This is a genomic window from Kaistella flava (ex Peng et al. 2021) (genome assembly GCF_015191005.1).
In the GTDB taxonomy this organism is placed as follows: Bacteria; Bacteroidota; Bacteroidia; order Flavobacteriales; family Weeksellaceae; genus Kaistella; species Kaistella flava.
On the sequence record NZ_CP040442.1, the window covers coordinates 2,407,847 to 2,431,748 of the forward strand.

General features: G+C 34.7%; 17 protein-coding genes, 3 tRNA genes and 1 pseudogene. 9 read left to right on the top strand and 12 right to left on the bottom strand.

Features of this window, described 5'->3' with window-relative positions; translation table 11 throughout:
* Positions 1-85: 85 nt before the first annotated feature.
* Positions 86-1,708, top strand: a complete 1,623-nt coding sequence (locus tag Q73A0000_RS10690) for an ABC-F family ATP-binding cassette domain-containing protein (protein WP_193810954.1) — start codon at positions 86-88, stop codon at positions 1,706-1,708.
* Positions 1,709-1,837: 129 nt separating this feature from the next.
* Here Q73A0000_RS10690 and Q73A0000_RS10695 read toward each other — a convergent pair whose 3' ends face one another.
* Both Q73A0000_RS10695 and Q73A0000_RS10700 read right to left on the bottom strand, forming a co-directional pair.
* Complete coding sequence (locus Q73A0000_RS10695) at positions 1,838-2,650, bottom strand: ferritin-like domain-containing protein (protein ID WP_193810955.1); 813 nt, start codon at positions 2,648-2,650, stop codon at positions 1,838-1,840.
* Between the two features lie 39 nt (positions 2,651-2,689).
* Positions 2,690-3,400 (bottom strand): ferritin-like domain-containing protein, encoded by a 711-nt coding sequence (locus Q73A0000_RS10700; protein ID WP_193810956.1) that lies wholly within the window; start codon positions 3,398-3,400, stop codon positions 2,690-2,692.
* A gap of 311 nt (positions 3,401-3,711) precedes the next feature.
* On the opposite strand from Q73A0000_RS10700, the gene recJ reads away from it, so the two are divergent.
* Positions 3,712-5,421: a single-stranded-DNA-specific exonuclease RecJ gene (gene recJ, locus Q73A0000_RS10705; RefSeq protein ID WP_193810957.1), complete on the top strand. Its 1,710-nt coding sequence runs from the start codon at positions 3,712-3,714 to the stop codon at positions 5,419-5,421.
* 14 nt (positions 5,422-5,435) lie between these two features.
* Here recJ and Q73A0000_RS10710 read toward each other — a convergent pair whose 3' ends face one another.
* A complete protein-coding gene (locus Q73A0000_RS10710) occupies positions 5,436-6,587 on the bottom strand; it encodes a hypothetical protein (protein ID WP_193810958.1) in 1,152 nt (383 codons plus the stop codon).
* An 81-nt stretch (positions 6,588-6,668) separates the two neighbouring features.
* Between Q73A0000_RS10710 and Q73A0000_RS10715 the strand changes: the two genes are divergently transcribed.
* Both Q73A0000_RS10715 and Q73A0000_RS10720 read left to right on the top strand, forming a co-directional pair.
* A complete protein-coding gene (locus tag Q73A0000_RS10715; RefSeq protein ID WP_193810959.1) occupies positions 6,669-7,196 on the top strand; it encodes an NAD(P)H-dependent oxidoreductase in 528 nt (175 codons plus the stop codon).
* Positions 7,193-9,034, top strand: coding sequence for a monovalent cation:proton antiporter-2 (CPA2) family protein (locus tag Q73A0000_RS10720; RefSeq protein WP_193810960.1), 1,842 nt, complete (start codon positions 7,193-7,195; stop codon positions 9,032-9,034). Before Q73A0000_RS10715 ends, Q73A0000_RS10720 begins: the two co-directional genes overlap by 4 nt.
* A 17-nt stretch (positions 9,035-9,051) precedes the next feature.
* Here the strand turns inward: Q73A0000_RS10720 and Q73A0000_RS10725 are convergent, their stop codons facing one another.
* Entirely contained in the window at positions 9,052-9,693 is a 642-nt protein-coding gene (locus Q73A0000_RS10725; protein WP_193810961.1) for an alpha/beta hydrolase, read from the bottom strand.
* Between the two features lie 18 nt (positions 9,694-9,711).
* Complete coding sequence (locus Q73A0000_RS10730) at positions 9,712-10,122, bottom strand: type II 3-dehydroquinate dehydratase (RefSeq protein ID WP_193810962.1); 411 nt, start codon at positions 10,120-10,122, stop codon at positions 9,712-9,714.
* 172 nt (positions 10,123-10,294) lie between these two features.
* On the opposite strand from Q73A0000_RS10730, the gene Q73A0000_RS10735 reads away from it, so the two are divergent.
* The 3 genes from Q73A0000_RS10735 (at position 10,295) to Q73A0000_RS10745 (ending at position 18,865) form a co-directional block, all read left to right on the top strand.
* Positions 10,295-15,304: a translocation/assembly module TamB domain-containing protein gene (locus tag Q73A0000_RS10735; protein WP_193813702.1), complete on the top strand. Its 5,010-nt coding sequence runs from the start codon at positions 10,295-10,297 to the stop codon at positions 15,302-15,304.
* A gap of 2 nt (positions 15,305-15,306) precedes the next feature.
* Entirely contained in the window at positions 15,307-17,655 is a 2,349-nt protein-coding gene (locus Q73A0000_RS10740) for a BamA/TamA family outer membrane protein (protein WP_410504130.1), read from the top strand.
* Between the two features lie 253 nt (positions 17,656-17,908).
* Positions 17,909-18,865: a YihY/virulence factor BrkB family protein gene (locus tag Q73A0000_RS10745; protein WP_410504112.1), complete on the top strand. Its 957-nt coding sequence runs from the start codon at positions 17,909-17,911 to the stop codon at positions 18,863-18,865.
* Positions 18,866-19,020: 155 nt separating this feature from the next.
* Here Q73A0000_RS10745 and Q73A0000_RS10750 read toward each other — a convergent pair whose 3' ends face one another.
* The 3 genes from Q73A0000_RS10750 to rpsT (Q73A0000_RS10760) form a co-directional block, all read right to left on the bottom strand.
* Positions 19,021-19,563: a hypothetical protein gene (locus Q73A0000_RS10750; RefSeq protein ID WP_193810965.1), complete on the bottom strand. Its 543-nt coding sequence runs from the start codon at positions 19,561-19,563 to the stop codon at positions 19,021-19,023.
* A 482-nt stretch (positions 19,564-20,045) separates the two neighbouring features.
* A tRNA-Glu gene (locus Q73A0000_RS10755) sits at positions 20,046-20,120 on the bottom strand.
* A gap of 24 nt (positions 20,121-20,144) precedes the next feature.
* Positions 20,145-20,399 carry a 30S ribosomal protein S20 gene (rpsT, locus tag Q73A0000_RS10760; protein ID WP_193810966.1) on the bottom strand — a complete coding sequence of 85 codons (255 nt, stop codon included), beginning with the start codon at positions 20,397-20,399 and terminating at the stop codon, positions 20,145-20,147.
* A gap of 147 nt (positions 20,400-20,546) precedes the next feature.
* On the opposite strand from rpsT (Q73A0000_RS10760), the gene Q73A0000_RS10765 reads away from it, so the two are divergent.
* A complete protein-coding gene (locus Q73A0000_RS10765; RefSeq protein ID WP_193810967.1) occupies positions 20,547-20,900 on the top strand; it encodes a transposase in 354 nt (117 codons plus the stop codon).
* 28 nt (positions 20,901-20,928) lie between these two features.
* A pseudogene (locus Q73A0000_RS10770) lies at positions 20,929-21,871 on the top strand (ISL3 family transposase).
* A gap of 103 nt (positions 21,872-21,974) precedes the next feature.
* Here the strand turns inward: Q73A0000_RS10770 and Q73A0000_RS10775 are convergent.
* From Q73A0000_RS10775 to Q73A0000_RS10790, 4 genes are all read right to left on the bottom strand, one after another.
* A tRNA-Glu gene (locus tag Q73A0000_RS10775) sits at positions 21,975-22,049 on the bottom strand.
* 26 nt (positions 22,050-22,075) lie between these two features.
* Positions 22,076-22,330, bottom strand: a complete 255-nt coding sequence (gene rpsT, locus Q73A0000_RS10780) for a 30S ribosomal protein S20 (protein WP_133438901.1) — start codon at positions 22,328-22,330, stop codon at positions 22,076-22,078.
* 89 nt (positions 22,331-22,419) lie between these two features.
* Positions 22,420-22,491: transfer RNA gene (locus tag Q73A0000_RS10785), tRNA-Glu, on the bottom strand.
* Between the two features lie 60 nt (positions 22,492-22,551).
* On the bottom strand, positions 22,552-23,847 hold the full coding sequence (locus Q73A0000_RS10790) for an N-acetylmuramoyl-L-alanine amidase (protein WP_193810968.1): 1,296 nt from the start codon (positions 23,845-23,847) through the stop codon (positions 22,552-22,554).
* Between the last annotated feature and the right edge of the window lie 55 nt (positions 23,848-23,902).

The window sequence follows — 23,902 nt, forward strand, 5'->3', positions numbered from 1 at the left end:
CACTTCACTCTAAAAATAACGTCTTTAGAACAATGCCTTAAACCCGATTTCTTTTCGTAATTTTGCATCAAATTTACAAAACTATATGTTAACAGTATCTAATTTATCTTTACAATTCGGAAAAAGAGTACTTTTTGACGAGGTAAATATTATGTTTACGAAAGGAAATTGCTACGGAATTATTGGCGCCAATGGTGCAGGTAAATCTACTTTCCTGAAGATCCTAACCAAACAACAAGATCCTACAACAGGCTCAATCTCTCTTGAACCAGGCAAAAGAATGTCTGTATTAGAGCAAGATCACTTTGCGTACGATAATTTCACAGTGCTTGACACTGTTTTAAGAGGGAACAAAACATTGTTCAAAATCAAAGAAGAGATGGATGCGCTTTATGCAAAAGAAGATTTCTCTGATGCAGATGGTATTAAAGCAGGCGAACTTGGTGTTGTTTATGACGAAATGGGTGGCTGGAATTCAGAATCCGATGCCATGACAATGCTTTCTAACGTTGGAATTAAAGACGATATGCATTATCAAATGATGAGCGAGTTAGAAAACCAGAACAAAGTAAAGGTTCTTCTTGCTCAAGCATTATTTGGAAATCCAGACGTTTTAATTCTTGATGAGCCTACGAATGATTTGGATATCGAAACTATCGCATGGTTAGAAGATTTCTTGTCAACTTACGAAAATACAGTAATTGTAGTTTCTCATGACCGTCACTTCCTGGATACCGTTTGTACGCACATTGGAGATTTAGATTATTCTAAACTTAATCTATATACCGGAAACTACTCTTTCTGGTACCAAGCATCACAATTGGCTACAAGACAACGTCAGCAGTCCAATAAAAAAGCAGAAGAAAAGAAAAAGGAATTACAAGACTTTATCGCTCGATTCTCTTCTAACGTAGCAAAAGCAAAACAAGCAACCGCCCGTAAGAAAATGATTGACAAGTTAAATATTGAAGATATTAAACCATCTTCAAGACGTTACCCTGCTATTATTTTTGATACTGAGCGTGAAGCTGGTGATCAAATTTTGGAAGTTAAAGGTTTAGAAAAAACCAAAGATGGCGAATTACTTTTCTCTAATATCGATTTGAACTTAAAAAAAGGAGATAAAGTAGCAATAATTTCTAAAAACTCTTTAGCAATTACAGAATTCTTCCAGGTTTTAAGTGGAACTACAGAAGCAGATAAAGGGACATTCAATTGGGGAATTACGACGAACCAATCTTATATGCCATTAGACAACTCGACCTACTTCCACGAAAACATTAACTTGGTTGATTGGTTACGACAATTTACAAAGAATGACGAAGAGCGTCACGAAGAATATATGCGTGGATTTTTGGGGAAAATGCTTTTCTCTGGAGATGAAGCTTTAAAATCTTGTACGGTTCTTTCAGGAGGTGAAAAAATGCGTTGTATGTTTAGTAGAATGATGTTGCAACGTGCTAACATTCTTTTGATGGATGAGCCAACCAATCACTTGGACTTGGAAAGTATTACCACTTTAAATAACTCTCTAGTTAGTTTTAAAGGAAACATCTTACTATCTTCTCATGACCACGAAATGCTGCAAACAGTATGTAACCGTATTGTCGAATTAACTCCGAAAGGAATTATCGATAGAGAAATGACTTACGATGAATATTTAGACGATAAAAAAGTCAAAGAATTACAAGAACAAATGTATTCTTAGAATATCATTTTAAATACTTATAAAATAAACCGTTCAAGAAATTGAGCGGTTTATTCTATTTAAAAAAGACTTTGGAAAACTCCAAAGTCTTTTAAATAAATATAAAGCTATTATGGTATAAATAATTATTTACGCTATGAATAAACCAGCAATGGCCGCTGCGTCACTTCCTGACAATATCTCATCAAAAGAAGCCGAGCCAGCAGCTGCTCCAAATAGTGTTGATGTGTTGAATCCAGCCTGAATGACATTGTCTTCTCCTTTATAAACTGCATTGGTTGCAGCCGGCATATTACCGCCATCTGCCAACTCAATCCACCCTTTGTTTCCTCTCATTCTTCTTACTTGAGAAGCGTGTCTTGCTTCCACAGAATGTATTTGTAAAGCAGCTTGTAAAACCCCTTTATTAGAGGCCACATTTCCTGCCTGTCCTTTATATGCTCGCACACCCGTATCTTCAAAAGCTTGCGCAAGAATCATAAATTGTTGATAATCCGTAAATGGTTGAAAGTTTCCACCCGCTGTAAAATCGAAAGTCGGTTTAGTTACTGGTGGTGTACCCAACGTATTTAAAGTAGCTTTCAAAAAAGCCACATGGGCCGTTTCATGTTTGCTGATTTGTCCAAAAACAACTCTATCCGCTCCCGGAATCAAACCTGAAGTCGCCAAACCTGTTCTATAATATTCATCTTCCAGATATTCCAAAGTTAAAGCCAACTGCAAAGCATCAGTTAATGTTGAAGCTGGTGCGAATGCGGCTTGAGTAGTTTTAGTTGCAGCTTTTGCCGAAGTTGCCATAAAGGAACTTAAACCTAAAGGAATACTTGCAAGCGCTGCTTTTTTACCAAAATTTGCGATGTCAGAAATACCTTCCGAACGAGATGTCAATTTGGTAAAAAACTGATCATCCGATAATCTATCTAATACACTAAGTAAGTTCATAATATTCTTTTTTAAAATTATTAATTAAAATTGCTGGGATTAACCAATACCTTGTTCTTTCCAAGTGAATGGCGTTTTAATAAAACCACCTGCAATTCCTACAATTTCTTTAGGCTCTTTTGCGACATCCAATCCATTAACATCTACCACATCATCACCAGAAAACGATGCTGTTCCTGGATTGATTACATTTCTAATTGCTGAGGCATGGCGTGCTTCGACAGACACAATTTTTCCGGCAATCACTAAATAATCTAAATTACTAATATACTTACCCGCTCCATTATATGCTGCAACTCCAGTATCTTCTAAAGCTTTAGCAGTGGCTAGAATAGAGTTTCTATTATTAAAATCCACTCCGTCATATTTGAATTGTAAAGTTGGTAAAACGTGAGAACTTGCGCCAGTTAGAGCTGCTTTGAAAAAATCACGGTGAACTACTTCATGATGATAAATATCGGTAAACAATTGTTTTTCATCCGCCGAGATTCCGCTATAAAAATTATTAACCACCTTGGTATAAAAATCTGCCTCTAACTGTTCAAGTGCGTAAGCATAATTTAAAATCCCGACATCTCCCGTTCCGAGATCGAAAACATCACTATCTGGCGGAAAATCATAATGATCGTCTCTACAACCTGCAACAGCAAGACCGGCTACAATAAGTCCTACTCCACCTAATTTCAAGAAATTCCGTCTGCTTGTATCTAAAGTTGCTCCTTTGTTTGATACGTTGATTGTTTTTTCCATAATAAAAATTTTAAGAATTAATGATTAATGATTGTATATAATAACTACGAGCATTTTTCTGCTGCAGTTTTGTAAAATGCTTAAAACATCCACTTCACTATGTAAAGCATTGAAAATCAGGGATAAAAATTCAACCAGAAATAAATTAAATGTAATTCACGCAACAACTAACTAATAAATACGTAATAAAAAGACGTAAAAATTATAGGAAATATTACAAAAATGCCATTATATCACCTTTCTATTAAAAACTTAAAATCACTTTATAACACTAAAATAACCTCACAATTTTTTCCTATTTTTGTAAGATTATGACTCAAAAATGGATTTACAAACCCGAACCCGATGAAGATGTGGTGGACGGAATAAGCTCGTCTCTTGGTTTTGGAACCTTTGAATCCAAAATTCTTGTTCTTCGTGGTATTGATGATTATCAAAAAGCACGAGAATTTTTCAAACCAAACCTCAATGACATTCACAATCCTTTTTTGATGAAGGATATGCAGTTAGCGGTAGATCGCATTGCTACGGCGATTGAGAATGGTGAAAAAATTATGGTCTACGGTGATTATGATGTTGACGGCACAACCGCAGTTGCTTTGATGTATTTGTATCTCAGTAAAATTGTTGAAAAAAAATACCTGGATTATTATATTCCAGATAGAAATATTGAAGGCTACGGAATTTCTAAAGCAGGAATTGATTTCGCCAAAGAAAACGGATTTTCCGTAATTATTGCACTTGACTGTGGGATTAAAGCTTTAGACAAAATAGATTACGCTAAAGAACTCGGCGTTGATTTTATTATTTGCGACCACCATTTACCAGGCGAAGAAATTCCTGACGCAGTTGCAGTTTTAGATCCAAAACGGAAAGATTGTCGATATCCATTTAAAGAACTTTCAGGTTGTGGCGTAGGTTTCAAACTTTGCCAAGGTCTGAATACTATTTATAAAATTCCGGAAGCTGAACTTTTTGAATTAACCGATTTACTCGCAATTTCAATTGCTGCAGATATTGTTTCGATGTCAGGCGAAAACCGCGTTCTGGCAAAACAAGGATTAAAGGTTTTAAGGAAATCCAGAAACTTAGGATTACGAATGCTAATTCCTGAAGATAAATTAGCGACTTTCGAAATCTCAAATATTGTTTTTGAAATCGCTCCAAAAATCAATGCTGCCGGACGTATTTCTCATGGAAAAGCCGCCGTTGAATTAATGGTTTCAGATAACTTGAAACATGCCACTCAAATCGTAAGTGATATTGTGAACTTAAATGATTCACGCCGGGAAATGGATATGAGCAGCACTACAGAAGCACTTCTTCAGGTTGAAACTTCTGGACAAGCTAAAAATTTTAGCACGGTCGTTTATGGACCAACCTGGAACAAAGGCGTCATTGGAATTGTTGCTTCACGATTAACTGAAAGTTATTATAAACCAACTTTAGTTTTTGCCGACGGTAATGATGGCGAATTGGTTGCTTCTGCCAGATCAGTTTCTGATTTTGATGTACATCATGCTTTAGAAATCTGCTCTGATTATTTCCTGAAATTTGGTGGACATCCCGCTGCGGCTGGCCTCTCAATGGAAAAAGATAAATTTGAAGCCTTCCGAGAAAAATTTGAAAAAGTGGTTGCAGAACAAATTAAAGAACATCAAATACAACCAAGTCTCTCCATTGATTCTGATGTAGAAATCGATGAGCTCGACAAAGACTTCTTTAATTTCCATCGAAAATTAGCACCATTTGGCCCAAATAATATGAAACCAATTATGGTCCTAAAAAATCAAAAAGTTTCAGGTTATGTAAAAACGATGGGCAAAGAAAATAGCCATCTTAAATTTTTCATTAAACAAGAATCCACTGGTAGAAATATTGAATGTGTTGGTTTTAAATTAGGCAAATACGCCGATGAATTTAGACACAAAAACTTCGATATTGCTTTCACCGCTGAAGAAAATCACTGGAAAGGAAATGTTACTTATTTCCTGAATATCCGAGATGTAAAGTTTCTCTGATTCTAAGATTTCATTTAAAGGATTTCTTGCCTTTTAAACTCTTTAGTTTCATCAAAAAGATAACGATAAGTTGCCAGTTTCCTGGTGACTTTTGTTTCTAAATTTTCAGCAATCCTAATCATTTTAGGATTAAAATCTCCGATCCATTGCATTTCATAGTCCTCAAAATCAGTGGTTTTTTGAAAGTGTCGGGTTCCTTCCCAAATCATAAATCCATCGATTCCTTTTCTTTGCCATTCTGGAATAATTCCAAAAACCAAACCGACCATTTTTTTATTCTTACTGAATTTCTTGATGATTAAAAATAAGAGCTTGTACAAAATTCCAAACTTGCCATTAAAAAATTTAATCCATTGATTCAGATCGGGAATATTCATCCACATCGCGATGGGTTTTTCATTTTCATAAACGAACCAGGAAATATGTTCATTGATAACCGGTTTCAACGTTTTAAACATTTTTAACGTTTGTAGTTCCGTTAGTTGTTTTCCTTCACCATGACTTGCCCACGCTTGATTATAAACCGAAGTAAAATCACGAGCGAACTTTTCTAATGATTTAAGTTGAAGTGGTTTTGCGGTAATATTTTCATTCCTTGAAATCCTCTGATGCATTTCCAAAAAATTCCGGGCAACAGGATCATGAATTTTTCTACCAAAACATAATTGATTGAAATAAATTTGAAAACCATAATTTTCAAAAAGTGATTTATAATAAGGCGGATTGTAATTCATGGCGTAAAGTGGCTCTGAAAAACCTTCAATCAAAAGTCCCCAGAATTTATCGCGTTCACCGAAATTAATTGGTCCGTCCATCGCTTCCATTCCTTTTTGTTGAAGCCAGTCTTTAGCAAAATCAAAAATAAAGTTTGCTGCTTCCTGATTATCGACACAATCAAAAAAACCAATTCCGCCAGTTGGCTGATCCTGTTTATATTTTTTATTAATGAAAACAGCAATCTTTCCTACAGTCTTACCTTCATCATTTTTAAAGAGGAATCGCTCGCATTCGCCCAGTTTGAAAAATTTATTTTTTTTAGAATCAAAAACGTTTTCAATATCCTGATCGAGAGGACGAATATAATTTTCATCTTTATTAAAAAGGAGTTTTGGAAAGTTTAAAAACTCTGAAACCGACTCTTTCGAAACTACATTAATTACCTTCATTTTTCAAAAATAATAAAGTTTTTTTGCAATAAATAGAGAATTTTTTGATTTTTTCACTATTTTTATAAAAATTCAGATTTCGTGAAAAAGACGCTTGCAATATTTGCCCATCCTTATTTTGAATATTCAACAACGAATGTTGAATTGGTTAAAGCGTATGAAAGCTCGGGACAACTGACTTTTAGAGATTTATATGAAGAATATCCAGATTTTCATATTGCAACCTTTAAAGAAAGAAAAAGGATTAGAGAATACGAACGGTTGGTTTTTCACTTTCCTTTGATTTGGTTTGGGCTACCGCCTTTACTGCGGCTTTGGATTGATGAAGTTTTCGACATGAGCTGGAAAGCTGAAAATGAAAATGATCATCCACTGATGAATAAAGATGCCGTCATTATTGTAACGATTGGCGCGAAAGAAGAAAATTATCAGAGAGACGGATTATATAAAACCACCATTGAAGAATTAATGAAACCTCTTTCATTATGTTTAGAGGTTACGGGCATTGAAGTAAAAGAAATTATTGCCGTTTACAATTCCGATGATTTAGAAGAACCTCAACTGAAACAAATCACTCAAAAAATCATAAAAACGTTAGAAACATCATGAATGAAAGTTCATTAGCACAAACTGCCTTAATCTTTTTAGGTGCTGCAATCGTAATGGTTCCGCTGGTTCGAAAACTGGGGCTCAGTTCTGTGATCGGTTTTATATTGGGCGGGATTATCATTGGTCCTTTTGGTTTAAAGTTGACCGGAACCGATTCTAATGATATTATGCAAGCTACCGAATTTGGCGTAATCATGTTGCTTTTTCTCGTCGGTTTAGAAATAGAACCTCGAAAATTCTGGATTATACGAAAGAAAATAATCGGGATGGGATTAGGACAAATGGCAGTGACCGTCGCGATACTATTCCTCATTTTCTATCTGGCAGATTGGCGGACCGATCAAGCATTGGTTGCAGCATTGTGTTTTAGTCTATCTTCAACAGCGATTGTTTTACAAACTTTAAAAGAGAAAAATATTTTCAGAACAGATGTTGGTGAAGCTTCTTTCTCGATCCTTCTTTTTCAAGATATTGCGGTAATTCCAATTATTGCACTCTTGCCGATTATTGCTAAAAAATCTGACACCGATGAAAATCAGTTATTATTACAATATCTACCTGATTGGTTGCAGCCGTTTTCGATTATCATAGGTGTACTCGCTTTGATTATTTTGGGACGATACTTATTCGTTCCATTTCTTAGATATGTTTCCCGTTCGGGCATGAATGAATTACTAACTGCCTCTTCTCTTTTCTTAGTAATCGGCGTTTCAGAATTAATGCATTCTGTCGGATTAAGCCCGGCATTAGGAGCATTTATCGCCGGTGTAATGTTGGCAACAAGTGAGTTTCGACATGAATTGGAGAGTCAGATTGATCCTTTCAAAGGATTACTCTTGGCCGTATTTTTCGTGAGTGTAGGTTCTACCATTAACTTCCATGTGATTATGGGAGATCCAATGTTTATTTTCACTACGATTCTCGTTGTCTTACTCGTAAAGTTTATTGTATTAGTGGGTGTTTTAAAACTATTTAAATTAAAGTTACATGAAAATTTCCTGGTCGCTTTTGGACTTTCACAGATTGGAGAATTCGCTTTTGTCTTAATTAACTATTCTACAAAACTTTATTTATTCGATCCAAAACTCAATGCACAATTAATGGCAATTACGGCAATAACAATGTGTGTTACGCCAATCCTTTTACTCATTAATGAAAAACTGATTGAACCCAGAATTCATGATACCAAAAATGAATCGGATGAACTGGACGGTCCAATTGAAAAACAGAGAATCATTATTGTTGGATTTGGTCATTTCGGAAGTACCGTTGGTAGATTATTGCGCGTGAATGGAATTAGCGCAACCGTTTTGGACAACGATCCAGAAAGAGTGAACTTATTACGCTCTAAAGGATTCAAAGTATATTATGGTGATGCAGCTAAACCGGGAATTCTTCGTTCTGCAGGCGCAGAAACCGCAGATCTTTTGATACTTTGTCTAGACAGTCCGGAGAAAAACAAATTCATACTCAACTATGCGAGAGAACACTTTCCACAAATGAAAATTTTCGTACGTGCCAAAAACCGTCTTGATGCCTACGATTTCATTAACAGCGGTGTAGAAAATATTTACCGTGAAACTTTGGGGACGGCTGTAGATATGGCCGTTGACATTTTAAAAGCTACAGGAATGCGCGCTTATGCGGCCAGAAGATTAGGACAAAGATTTATGGTGATCGATAAAGCAATGACTCGTAAATTAGCGAAAGAACAATTGAAAGACAAAGTGACTTTTACTATGAGTGAACATCTTGAACGAGAAGCCGAACTTCTTGCGGAAGACAGTCATTCTTTCGATGAATCGCAGTGGAATGAATATGAGGAGTATCAGAATTAAAAGAAATTAAACTTCCATTATTCGCAGATTTGTTTAATTATTTCCTCAATCTCTTTTGACTTATTTACAGTCATAAAATGTCCACCATTCTGAATTACGAAGTCTGCTTGAACATTTTGAATTGGAATTATTCTATCTTTATTTCCATGAATATGAATACAATTATTTGGTTCAAATTCATTGTCCCAGTTTGCAATTTCATTAATTGCCCAACCTAAAAATTGTGGATTAGTTTCTTTTAGAATTTTTTTAAGAAGTTGTTTTTCAGATTTTGTTTCAATTCCGAAAAACCAATCCGTAATAAAGTTTTGGCTTATTAAAAGTGAACTCGGAATCAATTTATTGAGTCTCAACTTTCCAGCAAGATGATAAATTTTCGGCAATTCATTTCTCGTTTTTGCGGACGCAATTAAAACAACCTTTTTAGGTTGAATAATTTTCGAAATTTCCACCGCGATAATTCCGCCAAAAGATAATCCGATTAAAACAGCATTATCAGAAGTAATTTTTTGAGCTATTCGCTTTGCGTAATTTTCTAAAGACTCCTTTTTTAGCGGTTCAATCCAATCGATAAATTCGACATCTAAATCTCCGAAACCAATGTTTTCAAAAACTCTTTTGTCAACTCCCAAACCACTGAAAATATAGATTTTATTCATGGAGTATCTCAAACTATTCTATTTCCCCAAACTCAACACCGCCAATCGATATCCTTTCATTCCAAAGCCGCTTAAGATTCCATCGGCATTTGCAGCAGTCACAGATTTTTGGCGAAATTCTTCTCGCTTGTAAATATTACTGATGTGAACTTCGATTTTCGGTTGAGAAATGTTTTTCAGGCAATCGGCAATCGCATAAGAATAATGGGTAAATGCGCCAGGATTAATCACCAAACTTTCGAAATCATTTTCCTGTAAACGATTGATAATTTCCCCTTCAATATTGGATTGATAATAAAGAATTTCGTGTTGAGGAAATTCTTTTCTTAACTCTTCCAGATATTGGTCCATCGAAATAGTTCCGTAGATTTCAGGTTCTCGAGTTCCGAGTAAATTAAGATTTGGACCGTTTAATATTAAAATTTTCATTTAGAAATTTTTACAAAGATATAATTTTAGTTAAAATAAACATTTTTAGGCTTAAAATTTGTTAATGAAATTGTTGAAAAACGAAATTCTTCTTATTTCTATGAAATTAGATCGCAAATGAACCCGATCTTTAAGAAAAATGTATTTTTGTTTTAACCTCAAATTCTAATTTATCGTTGTGAATATTTACCAAAGGATTTTAAAATATATCGGAATCTTCATCGCCTTTTTATTGGTGCTGGTGATTGCGCTCGTCTTAAGTTTACAATTACCATCGGTCCAAAATTTTGCCAAAGGAAAACTGGTGAATTATCTGGAGGAAAAAATCAAGACGAAAGTTAGTTTAGACCGCGTTTACATCGGCTTCCCAAACAGTTTAGTAATGGAAAACTTTTATTTACAAGGTCAAACAGTGGACACGCTGCTCTTCGCCAGAAAATTAGATGTTGGTTTAAATATTCCAAAACTTTTAAATAACACGGCAGATATTACTTCGATTGATTTAGAAGGTGTCAAAGCAAATGTCGTTCGCAACGAAAACGGCACTTTTAATTTCGATTATATCATCAATGCTTTTGCAACAAAAGATAAAGAGCAAACGCCTTCCAAACCATTTATTATTTCTTTGGATAAAATTAAATTAAAGGATATTGGGATTTCATTTATTGATGATCAATCTCGAAATGACATTAATCTTTATTTTAAATCTTTTGATACGAGCGTTAAAACTTTTGATTTAGAAAAGAACAATTACGCGGTCAATGACATCAATATGGATGGACTTCGTCTAAAACTGAAACAAGATTTAGTAGAAGAAGTGGCCAAGAAAGTTGGAGAAAAAGTGGATTCTCTGAAGAAGCAAAGTCCTTTAAAATTAGGTTTAAATAAAATTAAATTAACCAACTTCAATATCGATTACGGAGATGATAATACCAAAACTTTTGGTAAAATAATATTTAAAGAACTCAGCACGAAAGTCAATCAACTCGATTTAGAGAACAGTAATTTCGAGATTGATAATCTTTATTTAAAAGGAGCAGATATCAATGCCAAATTATTCCTGCCAACCCAAAATGCCAATCCAAAAAAGGAAGAAAACTCTTCAACTTCAACTACCGAAAAATCATTAGCGCTTTTACTGAATAAATTAGTTTTAGACGATGTAAAAGTCGTTTACGATAATACCGCAATTGCTCCAACCAGAAGCGGAATGGATTTCAATCATCTCAATTTTTCAAAAATGAATCTGGAACTTTCTGATTTTAAAATGAAAGACGGAACATTTGCCGGAAATGTAAAATCAGCAGAAATAAAAGAAAAGCGCGGTTTGGATATTCAGAAATTCAAAACCGATTTCGTGTTTGAAGATAAGCAAGCGTATTTGAAAGATTTGTATTTACAAACTCCTAAAACGATTTTGCGTGATGAAGTTGTTTTAAATTATAATTCGATTGAACAACTTTCAGCGAATCCTGGCGCAGTGAAAATTTCTGCTAATATTCAAAAATCCAAAGTTGGGTTTTCAGATATATTAATGCTCGTTCCAACTTTAAGAAACACAGTTCCTTTTAATAAATATCCGAATGCCATTCTTAATGTTGACGCAAGGTTAAAAGGAACATTGAATGATTTAATCATTCAAAATCTTCAACTTTCAGGAATAGACCAGTTGAAAGTTCAGGCTTCAGGAACGGTTAAAAACGCAATGAATCCGAAGAATTTATATTACGATCTAAATGTTCGTGAACTTTCTTCATCTGCAAAAACCATTTATAATTTAGTTCCGAAAAATACGATCCCTACTAATATTACGCTTCCTTCTCATTTCAAAATTGCAGGAACCGCAAAAGGAACGACTCAAATTATCAATACGAATTTGGTGGTAACTTCCACCTTAGGAAATGCCGGAATTCGCGCGTCGGTTGATATGAAACGGAAAAATCAAGAACGTTATGATGTTAAAGCAAACCTGCAAAATTTACAAATCGGAAAGATTATTCAGAATAAAGATCTAGGTTCCATCATTGGACAAATCTCTGTTAAAGGACAAAGTTTCGATCCAAATAAAGCAAATGCTGACATTACCGGAAATATCAAAGCGGTTGCCTACAACGGTTACACTTACCAAAACATGGCTTTGACCGGAAAAGTAAATCGTGGCGCTTACGCAGTTAATCTCGATTCGAAAGATCCAAATGCAAACTTGAAATTATTGGCTTCGGGTAATTTTACACAAAAAGAACCAACCATTAAAGTGAATGGAACAATTCGCAAATTAGATCTGCACAAACTCGGTTTCTATCAAGATCAAATGATTCTGGCCGGAGATTTAGATGGCGACTTCACTAGTTTAAATCCCGATGCGCCAAATGGTTATTTGACTTTAAAGAACTTTGCTATTTCTGACACCAAAGATATTTTCCCTCTACAGGAAATTTTCCTAAAAGCAGTTTCAACTTCAAATCAGAATCAAATTACATTGCAATCGCAAATCGCAGATATCGATTTAACCGGGAAATATAAATTGACGCAAATTTTAGGTTCTCTTCAAAATACGATCAATCAATATTATCAATTTCAAAAGCCGGGAACGAAAGTTGAAAAAATCGATCCAAATCAGTTTTTTACTTTAAATGCTAAAATTAAAGATGATAATTTATTAAGAAAATTCGTTCCGGAATTAACAGAATTTGAACCGATTACTTTGGTTGGAAATTACGATGCTGATTCTCGAAAGTTAGAAGTGAACGGACAAATTCCGCAAGTCACGTATGGTGCAAACAAAATTAGTGGCGGCGTTTTAACAATAAACAATTCGAACGATGCTTTGGTTTATGATGTGAAACTGGCAGAATTTAAAAATGAAAGTATTGCTTTAATGAAAGTCGATTTGAATGGCGATATTAAAGGCAACCTCATCACCTATAATGCTTCTACCAAAGATGAAAAAGATGTAACTAAATTTTTAGTTGCAGGGAATGTTGAAAAGATGGGCGATCTTACAAAGATCAGTTTGAATCCTGATGGTTTAACTTTGAATTACGATAACTGGCAAGTTTCATCAGATAATTTTATTCAGCTGAGCAACAAAGGAATTCTGGCTAATAATTTTACGATTTCAAATAACGGAAGTGAAATTAGATTACAATCAGAAACGAACGTTCCAAACAGTCCTTTGAATGTTTCCATTAAAGATTTCAAGATTGAGACGATAACAGAACTTGTTAAAAAGGATTCACTATTGGCAAAAGGGAATATAAATGGAACCGCGCAACTTCGGGATTTAAAAAATAATATGACTTTCACCTCGGATATTAAGGTGACTGATTTATATGTTTACGGAAGTCCTGCGGGGAATTTAGATATCAAAGCCAATAATCAAAGTGCGGATTTAATTCGTGCAGATATTGCACTTTCTGGTTTTGATAATGATGTGAAACTGGCAGGAACTTACAATACCAAATCCAGCAATTTAGATATGAACCTTAATATGAATCAACTTCAAATGAAAACGGTTCAGGGATTCTCGATGAACGCCGTTGAAAATGCTGAAGGATATCTTTCCGGGAATTTAAAAATCAGTGGAAAAACGGATGCTCCGAATATTTTAGGCGGAATTAAATTTAATGATGTTGGTTTAGGAATTACCCAATTGGGAAGCAATTTTAAAAATATTAATGATGAAATAAAATTCACCAATCGCGGAATTGATTTCGATAGTTTTAAAATTAAAGATGAATCCGGAAATGCAATTACGATTGATGGCTCCGTGTTGACTAAAACTTATAAAGATTTTGCTTTTAACCTCGATGTGAAAGCGAGAAACTTTAAAGTAGTCGATTCTGAAAAAAATAACGACAAAATAATGTACGGCGTTCTTGCCGTCAATGCCGACTTAAAAATTCGTGGAGATTTAAATTTACCACAAGTTGACGGAAGTTTAAAAGTGACCGATAAAACAGATTTCACTTTTGTTTTACCTCAGTCTTCGCCGGCTTTACAAGACCGTGAAGGCATTGTAGAATTTATTGACCAAGATCAAATTGCTTTGCAGCAAACCATTAAATCCGATTCACTCACGAACCAAAGCCAGATTAAAGGTATGGATGTGAACGTGAACATCGAAATAGTGAAAGACGCGAAAATCTCTTTAATTATTGATCAGGCCAATGGTGATTTTGTAAAACTTCAGGGAGATGCACAATTAACGGGCGGAATTGATCCCTCAGGAAAAACGACTTTAGTAGGAGTTTATCAGGTAGAAAAAGGAACGTACGAAATGTCGGTAAGTTTACTGAAAAGAAAATTTGAAATCGAGAAAGGAAGTACAATTACCTGGACCGGCGAACCGACGACGGCGATTTTAGATATTACGGCGGTTTACAAAACAAATGCAGCACCACTCGATTTATTGCAGCAACAGTTAAATACTGCTTCGGCCAGCGAACTTAATCAGTATAAACAAAAGATTCCGTTCAACACTTTACTGATTATGAAAGGGGAATTATTGAAACCAGTTATTACTTTTGATATTACTACTTCCAAAGAAAACAACGCCGTGTCGGCCGAAGTGATTGATAATACAACCGCGAAACTCGATCAGTTGCGCCGTGAAGAATCTGAAATGAATAAACAGGTTTTTGCCTTGCTGCTTTTAAACAGATTCGTTGGTGAAAATCCTTTCCAGAGTGACACTGGTTTATCGGCTTCTACGCTGGCCAAACAAAGTGTGAGTCGAATTTTATCTGACCAGTTAAATAATCTGGCGTCTGATTTAATCGGCGGAGTTGAATTGAATTTCGATTTAGAATCTACTGAAGATTATTCCAGTGGAAACAAAAATGAAAGAACCGATTTGAATGTTGGTTTAACCAAAAGATTATTTGATGATCGCCTGAAAGTGACGGTCGGGAATAATTTCGCTTTAGAAGGTGACGCCCGACAAAATGAGCAAATGACCAATATTGCAGGCGACATTACTTTGGATTACAGTCTTTCTAAAAATGGCAGATATATGTTGCGTGCTTATCGTAAAAACGATTATCAGGTGGCATTGCAAGGTCAGATTATCGAAACTGGTCTCGGATTTATCATTACTTTGGATTACGATAAATTTCGAGAGATTTTTGAAAAATCGAAGAAAAATAGAACATACAGAAAACAAAATACGTCTTCAAAATAATGATGAAACTGAATACCTCCCATTTTAAAATAGTTGCGACTCTTTCTTTAGCAGTCATTATTTCGTCTTGTAGTAATACTAAATTTCTGCAGGATGGCCAGTTGTTATATACTGGAGCAAAAATCAATATTAAAAATGATACGCTTGCAAAAAAAGAAAAGTCACGTTTAAAGGAAGCACTTCAAGACCAACTTCGTCCGAAACCGAATTCTTCTTTTTTTGGTTTAAGACCGAAACTATACATTTATAATATTACGAAAGAGCCGAAAAAGCAAAAAGGAATTCGATATTGGCTCAAATATAAAGTGGGCGAAAAACCAGTTTTGTTAAGTGATGTCGATCGGGAGTTTAATAAAAAAATCATTGTTAATTATTCTGAGAACAAAGGTTTCTTTAATGCGAAGGCTTCTTCAGACACCATTTCAAAAAATAAAAAAGCACACGTTATTTATACCTTAAAAACTGGCGCCAGATATTTAATCAGTCAGGTTAATTTCCCTAAAGATTCTACGGTTATTAATTCTGAAATCCAATTACTTAAAGATAAAACTTTTTTGAAAGTTGGAAATCCATTTGATTTAGATGTTATCAAAGCAGAACGCGAACGAATCGATGCACATTTAAAAAACCGAGGCTTCTATTATTTCAGTCCTGATAATATCATCGTTCAGGCGGATAGTACCGTGACTAAAAAACCGGAAGTTGAACTTTTTGTGAAACTGAAAAAGAACACGCCAGCAATTTCAAAAGAGCCATTTACGATTGATAAAACAATTGTTTTTGCTGATTATAATATCAAAGATCTTAAACTGGGGAAATACGGAATTCCTTATAATACCGATTCGGTAGAAATTTACAACAACATTCACATCATCGATCCTGAAAATAAGTTTAAACCAAAAATTTTCGATCGTACGCTTTACTTTGATAAAGGAGATTTGTATAACCGAAAAGACCACAATCTTTCATTGAACCGACTCATCAGTTTAGGCGTTTTTAAATTTGTGAAAAATGAGTTTATAATTTCAGATTCACTCAATCATAAATTTGATGCGTATTATCTTTTAACGCCGAGACCTTTTCAGTCCTTGCGTTTAGAAACTTTAGGAAAAACCAATTCTGCGAATTATACGGGGGGAGAAGTTAATCTGAACTGGACGCATCGTAATTTCTTCCGTGGTGCAGAACAGTTAAAGGCGGCTATTTATGGCGCCGCAGATGTTCAAGTCGGAGGTCCAAAAGACGCGAATAATATTATCAGAGTTGGTGCCAATGCTCAACTTTCTATTCCAAGAATTGTGGCTCCATTTAGATTTCATTCTTCAAGTGCTTATGTTCCAAGAACGAATATTAATGTCGGTTATGAATATTTGAGCCGAACGCAATTGTACACTTTGCATAGTTTCACGACTTCTTTCGGATATCTTTGGAAAGAAAATGAAAGGAAAGAACATGATTTAAAAGTTTTGGATGTTACGGTAGTTGCACCGCAAAAGGTAACCGAGAAATATTTAGAACAAATTAGTGGAAATCCAGATCCTGATAATTATATAGCGCCAAATCCTTCACTTCAAAGAGTCATTGATAAGCAATTAATTTTCGGACCGACTTACAGTTATACTTATACCAACACCATGCTTCCGAGAAAGAATACGTTCTATTATAAAGGAAGTGTAGATTTGGCAGGCACGATCACCGGTTTAGTAAGTGGCGCCGATGCAAAAGCAGGAAAACAAAAAGAATTGTTCAACATTCCGTTTAGTCAATATGCTAAAATGGAACATGATTTTAGATATTACAGAAAGGTGAACGTCAAGAGCTCTATCGCTACCCGATTTATTGCAGGAATTGGTTATCCTTATGGAAACTCTACTTCAATGCCTTATGTAAAACAATTTTTTGTGGGTGGAAGTAACAGTATTCGTGCCTTCAGAGCCAGAACTTTAGGACCGGGAAGTTATGATCCAAGGACTCAAAATGCAACTTTCTTTTTTGATCAGTCTGGAGATATTAAATTAGAAATGAATGCCGAATATAGAGCGAATATTTATAAGTTTTTGAATGCAGCAGTTTTCGCAGATGCAGGAAATGTTTGGTTAGTCAATGAAGATCCAGCAAGACCAGGTGGAAAATTCTCAAAAGACTTTGTAAAAGAAATTGCTGTAGGAGCCGGAGTTGGTTTAAGACTGGACTTTTCGATTCTTATATTAAGACTTGATTTGGCAACGCCACTTCGTATTCCTTACTATCCGGAAGGCGAAAGATGGACTTTTGATAAAATTGATTTCGGAAGTGGCGCCTGGAGAAAAGATAATTTGATTTTGAATATTGCAATTGGTTATCCTTTCTAATGATTTAAACTGGAAAATTTTAAACCACAAAAGTCACAAAAGTTGGATTGTGAAAAAGTTTAAAATCACATTTTATAAAGAACACAAAAACTTTGAAAATCAAATAGATTTTCACTTTTTCAAACTGCTATCAATTATTTATTGAACTATTCTTTTGCGACTTTTGCTTCTTCTTTTTATTCCTTTTAAGGAATCAGCGAATCTTCGATTGTGGTAAAAAAAATCAATGTTTATTTTAATGTAATTTTTTAATATGTACGGAATGAAAAAATTATCTTTTTTTTGGAAGACTTTAAAGGAGACATTTACCGAGTGGAATAATTCTACAGCGACGAAAGACTCGGCGAGTTTGGCGTATTATGCCATTTTCTCGATTCCGGGATTATTAATTATCATTATTTGGATTGCGGGACACTTTTTCGGTGAAGAAGCCATTCGCGGTGAGATCACGAATCATATCAATAGTATAATGGGGGAAGAGGCTGCGACCAGCATTCAGGATATGATTGCAGGAGCACTAATTGATAAACAGAACATCTTCATGAAAACATTAGGCGTAGGTTCCTTAGTCTTCGGTGGAACAACGGTTTTCTTTCAACTCCAGAAATCTTTAAATAAACTTTGGGACGTAGAAGCCACACCTAAAAAAGCAATTATTAAATTTCTACTCGACCGCGCCAATTCATTAGGTATGATTGTCGTGATTGGTTTTTTACTAATGATAACCATGGTTCTTTCCTCAGCGATTAGTTTGCTGAATAATTTCATCATGTACCAATTAGGCGTAGAAACCTATGTTTTAATGGAAACGGTAAATTACCTATTTGGATTTTTTCTGGTGGTATTGGTATTTGCTTTTATGTTTAAGGTTCTTCCGGATGCAGAAATCTCCTGGAAAGCAGTTTGGCCAGGCGCATTTCTAACGGCGATTCTTTTTACCATCGGTAAATTTCTACTCAGTCTTTACTTTTCAGAACTGAAACCCACCTCAGCGTTTGGTGCTGCGGGAACAATCGTTTTAATTATGATGTGGATTAATTACTCTTGCATGCTCATCTTTTTTGGCGCGGAATTCACCAAAGTATACTCTCGGAACAAAGGATTTAAAATAGTTCCGTCGAGGCATGCTAAATGGAGCGCAGAGAAATTGTATCAGGAATCACTGGAAGAGAAGAATATTACGGCTAGTGAAATTAAAGAGGAGCTCTAATTAATACCAATGAAAGAAAGTTAACCAAATAATCTGATTTTCATCTTTCTCAGCTGTCGGTTCTGACCTACAATAGAAATTTTGTTAATCTTTTCCTCCCTTGTATTACTTTTAGATTTGCTTGTTTAATGATTCAATAAAATTCGACTTAAATTTTATCGAATACAGACATTATTATATATTAGTTTTTGCCTTTCAAATTCGAGAGGTCGAAGTGCGTGCTCATCATAATATACTGGCAAAAAATTAGTGCTTAATTGACCACTTTCTTTTACGTATGTAAAAACAACAATGGTACCTGTTCTTTTCGCAGCACAATCAACTCTGACCTTTTCTATAGTGAATGCTTTCACAATTTTCACATCTGACATCAAGACTTCTTTGCTCTTACCTGTTTTAGAATTAAAAACAGAGATTACAGCATGTGGATCAATCTCAGAATCTTTAGCTTCACATCTGATCCAAACATCAAAATAACGTCCTACTTGCTTAATAGCGGACATTTGATAATTAAACCCTTCGATTTCACCAATTGGATTATAGTGAACATTATGACAATTATAGTCGTAAATAATTTCTTCAAGAGTGCGAGGTCTAATTTTTATCTTCTCCGTATTTAGCGTTAAATTTTCAATCATTATATTTTCACAATCACAATTTAACAATTCCATAAATTCAGAACCTTTTATGGTTATCATTTTTCCATTTTTTAATTTTTTCTTTTTACTCTGAACTATTTGCTTTATCCAAATATCATTGTTGTCTTCCCTTTTAACAAATAAGTGTCATCATTATCTAATTTTAAAAGGACGTTAAAACTCGTATCCTGACCAAAAGAAAAAATATTGAAGATTAGTAGAAAAAAGAATAAAATTTTATTCATAGTTGTGAACTAGGTAGTTATTTCGTAAATATAATACTATTTCTTGAGAAAAATTAATTTAATCAAAGCTGACAATAAGCCTTTCGTTTCTCGATTTGAGTATATAAGTACAAGATATTACAATATTTCAAAGTCTTTGTTAACTTATGAATTATATCAACCTACACAGAATGGATAATTATAAATCCGACAAAGTCACATTTAGTTTTTTTTGATAGATGGTTTTCTTCATAACAGCACTATCAGTCCTTCGAAACAAGACATAAAAAAACTTCCGAAAAATTAATTTCGGAAGTTTGGTAGCCCGTAGGGGAGTCGAACCCCTCTTACCAGGATGAAAACCTGAGGTCCTAACCGATAGACGAACGGGCCAGTGCGTCTTTGTTTTTTATATAATTACGCTAATTTATTAACGTGCTTTGTCAACTTACTTTTAAGGTTTGCTGCCTTATTTTTGTGGATGATGTTTTTCTTCACCAACTTGTCTAACAAAGAGATTACTGATGGCAATTGTAAAGTTGCTGCAGTTTTATCTTCCTCATTTCTTAATACTTTCAAAACCGTTCTAGCAGTCTTGTGGTAGTATCTGTTTATTACTCTTCTCTTTTCGCTTTGTCTGATTCTTTTCAGAGCTGATTTATGATTTGCCATATCTTCTAAAAACTTGGGTGCAAAGATAACAATCTTTTTTAAATAAAATAATTTTCAACTATAAAAGTGGATATCTTTATTTTTCTGAAAAGATACGGATCAATCTCAAAACTTGGGGAGAAAGAATAAATTTGATAATTTTGTTAGATGCTAAACGAAAAAGAAGTTCTCAAATTTTTACTACCTGAATTTTTAATTGATCATTTTAAAATTGTGAAATTTGAAGAAATAAATAAAGTTGTGCATCTTTATTTTGAAGAAAAAAATACGATTCCCAAAGAATTTACGTCCCTTACTTTGCAATCAAAGGGTTTTCTGCCCGAAATAACGGTAGATGATTTTCCGCTGCGTGGAAAGTCTGTAAAACTCCATATCAAACGCCGAAGATGGACAGATGTGAAATCGGGAGACATTATTCAAAGAGATTGGAATCTCATCGCTAAAGGAACTCGCATGACACAGGATTTTGCAGAGTTCTTAAAAAAAATCAGCCGATACTAAAGCACTTCCTTGTAAAACCATCGCAGAAATGTATGGCGTGAATGGAAGAAAATTTCAACGACAATATAAAAAGCATTAGCGACTTTAAAGATTGGGATCAGAAAGAACATGCTGCAGACTGGATCTTATATTCTGAAAACCTCTCTGACCAGCTTTCTTTAGATGAAGTCGCTCTTTCTGACGGGGAATTGTACACTGTTCTTACCTCCAAAAAAGCAAAGGGCAGAAAAGGAAGTATCGTAGCCATTATTAAAGGAACTCAGAGTGATAAAGTCATTGAACAAATTCTGAAAATCAGTAGAAAACTCCGACAGAAAGTTAAAGAGATCACACTCGATATGGCAGGTTCAATGAAACTCATTGCTAAAAGATGTTTCCCCAATGCCGTGCAGGTTATTGACCGCTTTCATGTTCAAAAGCTCGCCACAGAAGCATTGCAGAACCTCAGAATACAACATCGATGGGAAGCCATTGATTTGGAAAACACTTTACTAACCGAGGCAAAAGAGAGAAAGAAGAAGCCGGAAATTGAAGTTTTTGAAAATGGTGATACCAGAAAGCAACTCTTGGCAAGGAGCCGATATTTACTCTACAAAACCAAAGAAAAGTGGACACCAAGCCAAAACCAAAGAGCGGACATATTATTCTCGCACTATCCCGACTTAGAAAAAGCCTATCATTTATCTGATGGGCTGAGAAAAATTTACAATCAAAATATTCAAAAGTCCGTCGCAATGCTCAAATTAGCACATTGGTTCAAAAAGGTAGAAGAATCGGGCTTTAAATCATTTTCAGTACTCATGAAAACCATTATGAATCATTACAATGATATTCTCAATTATTTTGATCAGAGAAGCACAAATGCTTCTGCAGAATCTTTTAATGCGAAAATAAAAAACTTCAGATTACAACTTCGAGGTGTAAAAGACAAAACATTTTTCTTGTTCAGATTATCTAAACTTTTTGCTTAGTCCCCAACTTTTGATACTGATCCAAAGATACTTTATAAATTCAGTTACAATAAACGTTTCAAAAGGAGAGATAAAAAAACTTCCGAAAATTAATTCGGAAGTTTGGTAGCCCGTAGGGGAGTCGAACCCCTCTTACCAGGATGAAAACCTGAGGTCCTAACCGATAGACGAACGGGCCAGTGCGTCTTTGTTTTTTTTATATAATTACGCTAATTTATTAACGTGCTTTGTCAACTTACTTTTAAGGTTTGCTGCCTTATTTTTGTGGATGATGTTTTTCTTCACCAACTTGTCTAACAAAGAGATTACTGATGGCAATTGTAAAGTTGCTGCAGCTTTATCTTCTTCATTTCTTAATACTTTCAAAACTGTTCTAGCAGTCTTGTGGTAGTATCTGTTTATTACTCTTCTCTTTTCGCTTTGTCTGATTCTTTTCAGAGCTGATTTATGATTTGCCATATCTTCTTAAAACTTGGGTGCAAAGATAATAATCTTTTTTTAATTACAAAATCTTTTTTAATAAACTTTTCAAAAACTTTCATCTTTAGTAGCCTATAAGGGAATCGAACCCCTGTTGCAAGACTGAAAATCTTGAGTCCTTACCACTAGACGAATAGGCCTTTGCTTTGAGGACTGCAAAAGTAGAAATTAAATTTTTATCCCGCAACTCTTTTTCAAAATTATCTTGAAACTTTTTGAATCACAGTATTATTAATCCCTTTCTCATCAAGCTCTTTTTGAGTTTTCACAGCCTCTTCTAAACTGGTAAACTTGCCATAGGTATAGTAGAACTTCCCTTTTTCCTTGTTACGGTTTACATCTTTTAAAGTATTGAGCAAACTGGAGTTTGAACTTAATTTTTGATCGCTAACCGCCACTTCTAAGGTATAATAACCAATTCCTAATTTTTGATTGGGTATAAACGATATCGACGTTGCATTTTTAAATCCTGCATCTTTTGCAGTTTTTAAATTACTATCTCTAACAGAGGCCATATTAGTCACACTATAGTAATACTTGTACAAATCGTTGTCTTTTATTGGAAGAACGTAATTAAGGCCTTTTAAAGCTGGATCACCGCTGTTATATTTAACAGGCGAAGACATCAATAAAATTCTGAAATCATTTTTCAAAGCAACCTCAGCTGGCTTCTCTGGTTCTCTTGGCGAGTTTGCTACACTTCCATTTCGCTCCATCGCCTTTCTATACTTCGTGATTGCATCGTAAATACTTTCTGCAATATCAGTTTGTCCTATATCTGAAGACAAGTATTTTGCTTCATCATAATTATTGACAAAACCAGTTTCTATCAAAACAGATGGCATTGCATTCATCCTTAGAACGTGTAAATCGGCTTGTTTTATTCCACGGGAATTTCTTTTGTCTTTCGTGGCAAAATTGTCTTCTACCATACTTCCGATGAGCAAACTACTCTCTAAATATTTACTTTGCTGAATTTTTAGGGCAATCAGAGATTCTGGAGACTTAGGATCATAAGATGCAAATGTTTCGCGGTCTCTTTCATCCAGATAAATTACGTCATTCTCTGCCTTAGCCACTTCCAGATTTTTTTTATTCTGATTCGGACCCTGGATAAAGGTTTCAGTTCCTTGAGTTGCTGTTGATGTCGTTGGAGAAGCATTCACGTGTATGGACAAAAACAAGTCTGCTTTACTGCGGTTTGCCAAAGTTGTACGCTCGGTTAAAGATGGAAATTCGTCAATTTTTCTGGTATAAATCACTTTGTAATCTTTATTCTTCTCGAGCATTCTCCCCAATTTGAGTGTAATTGCTAAAGTAATATCTTTTTCTCTTACAGTTCCCAAATCATCGTACCGCCTGTTTGTTCCTATATCACTTCCGCCGTGGCCCGCATCCAGAACAATAGTGAATTTTTTTTGAGCGTTGGGAAGTATGAATATTAAGGAAAATAAAAGAAATAAGTACTTTTTAAAAGAAAAACTATCGGTAATCATCGGTAAATTTTAAAAATTATATTAATTTTGACGGCAATATATATAATAGATAAAG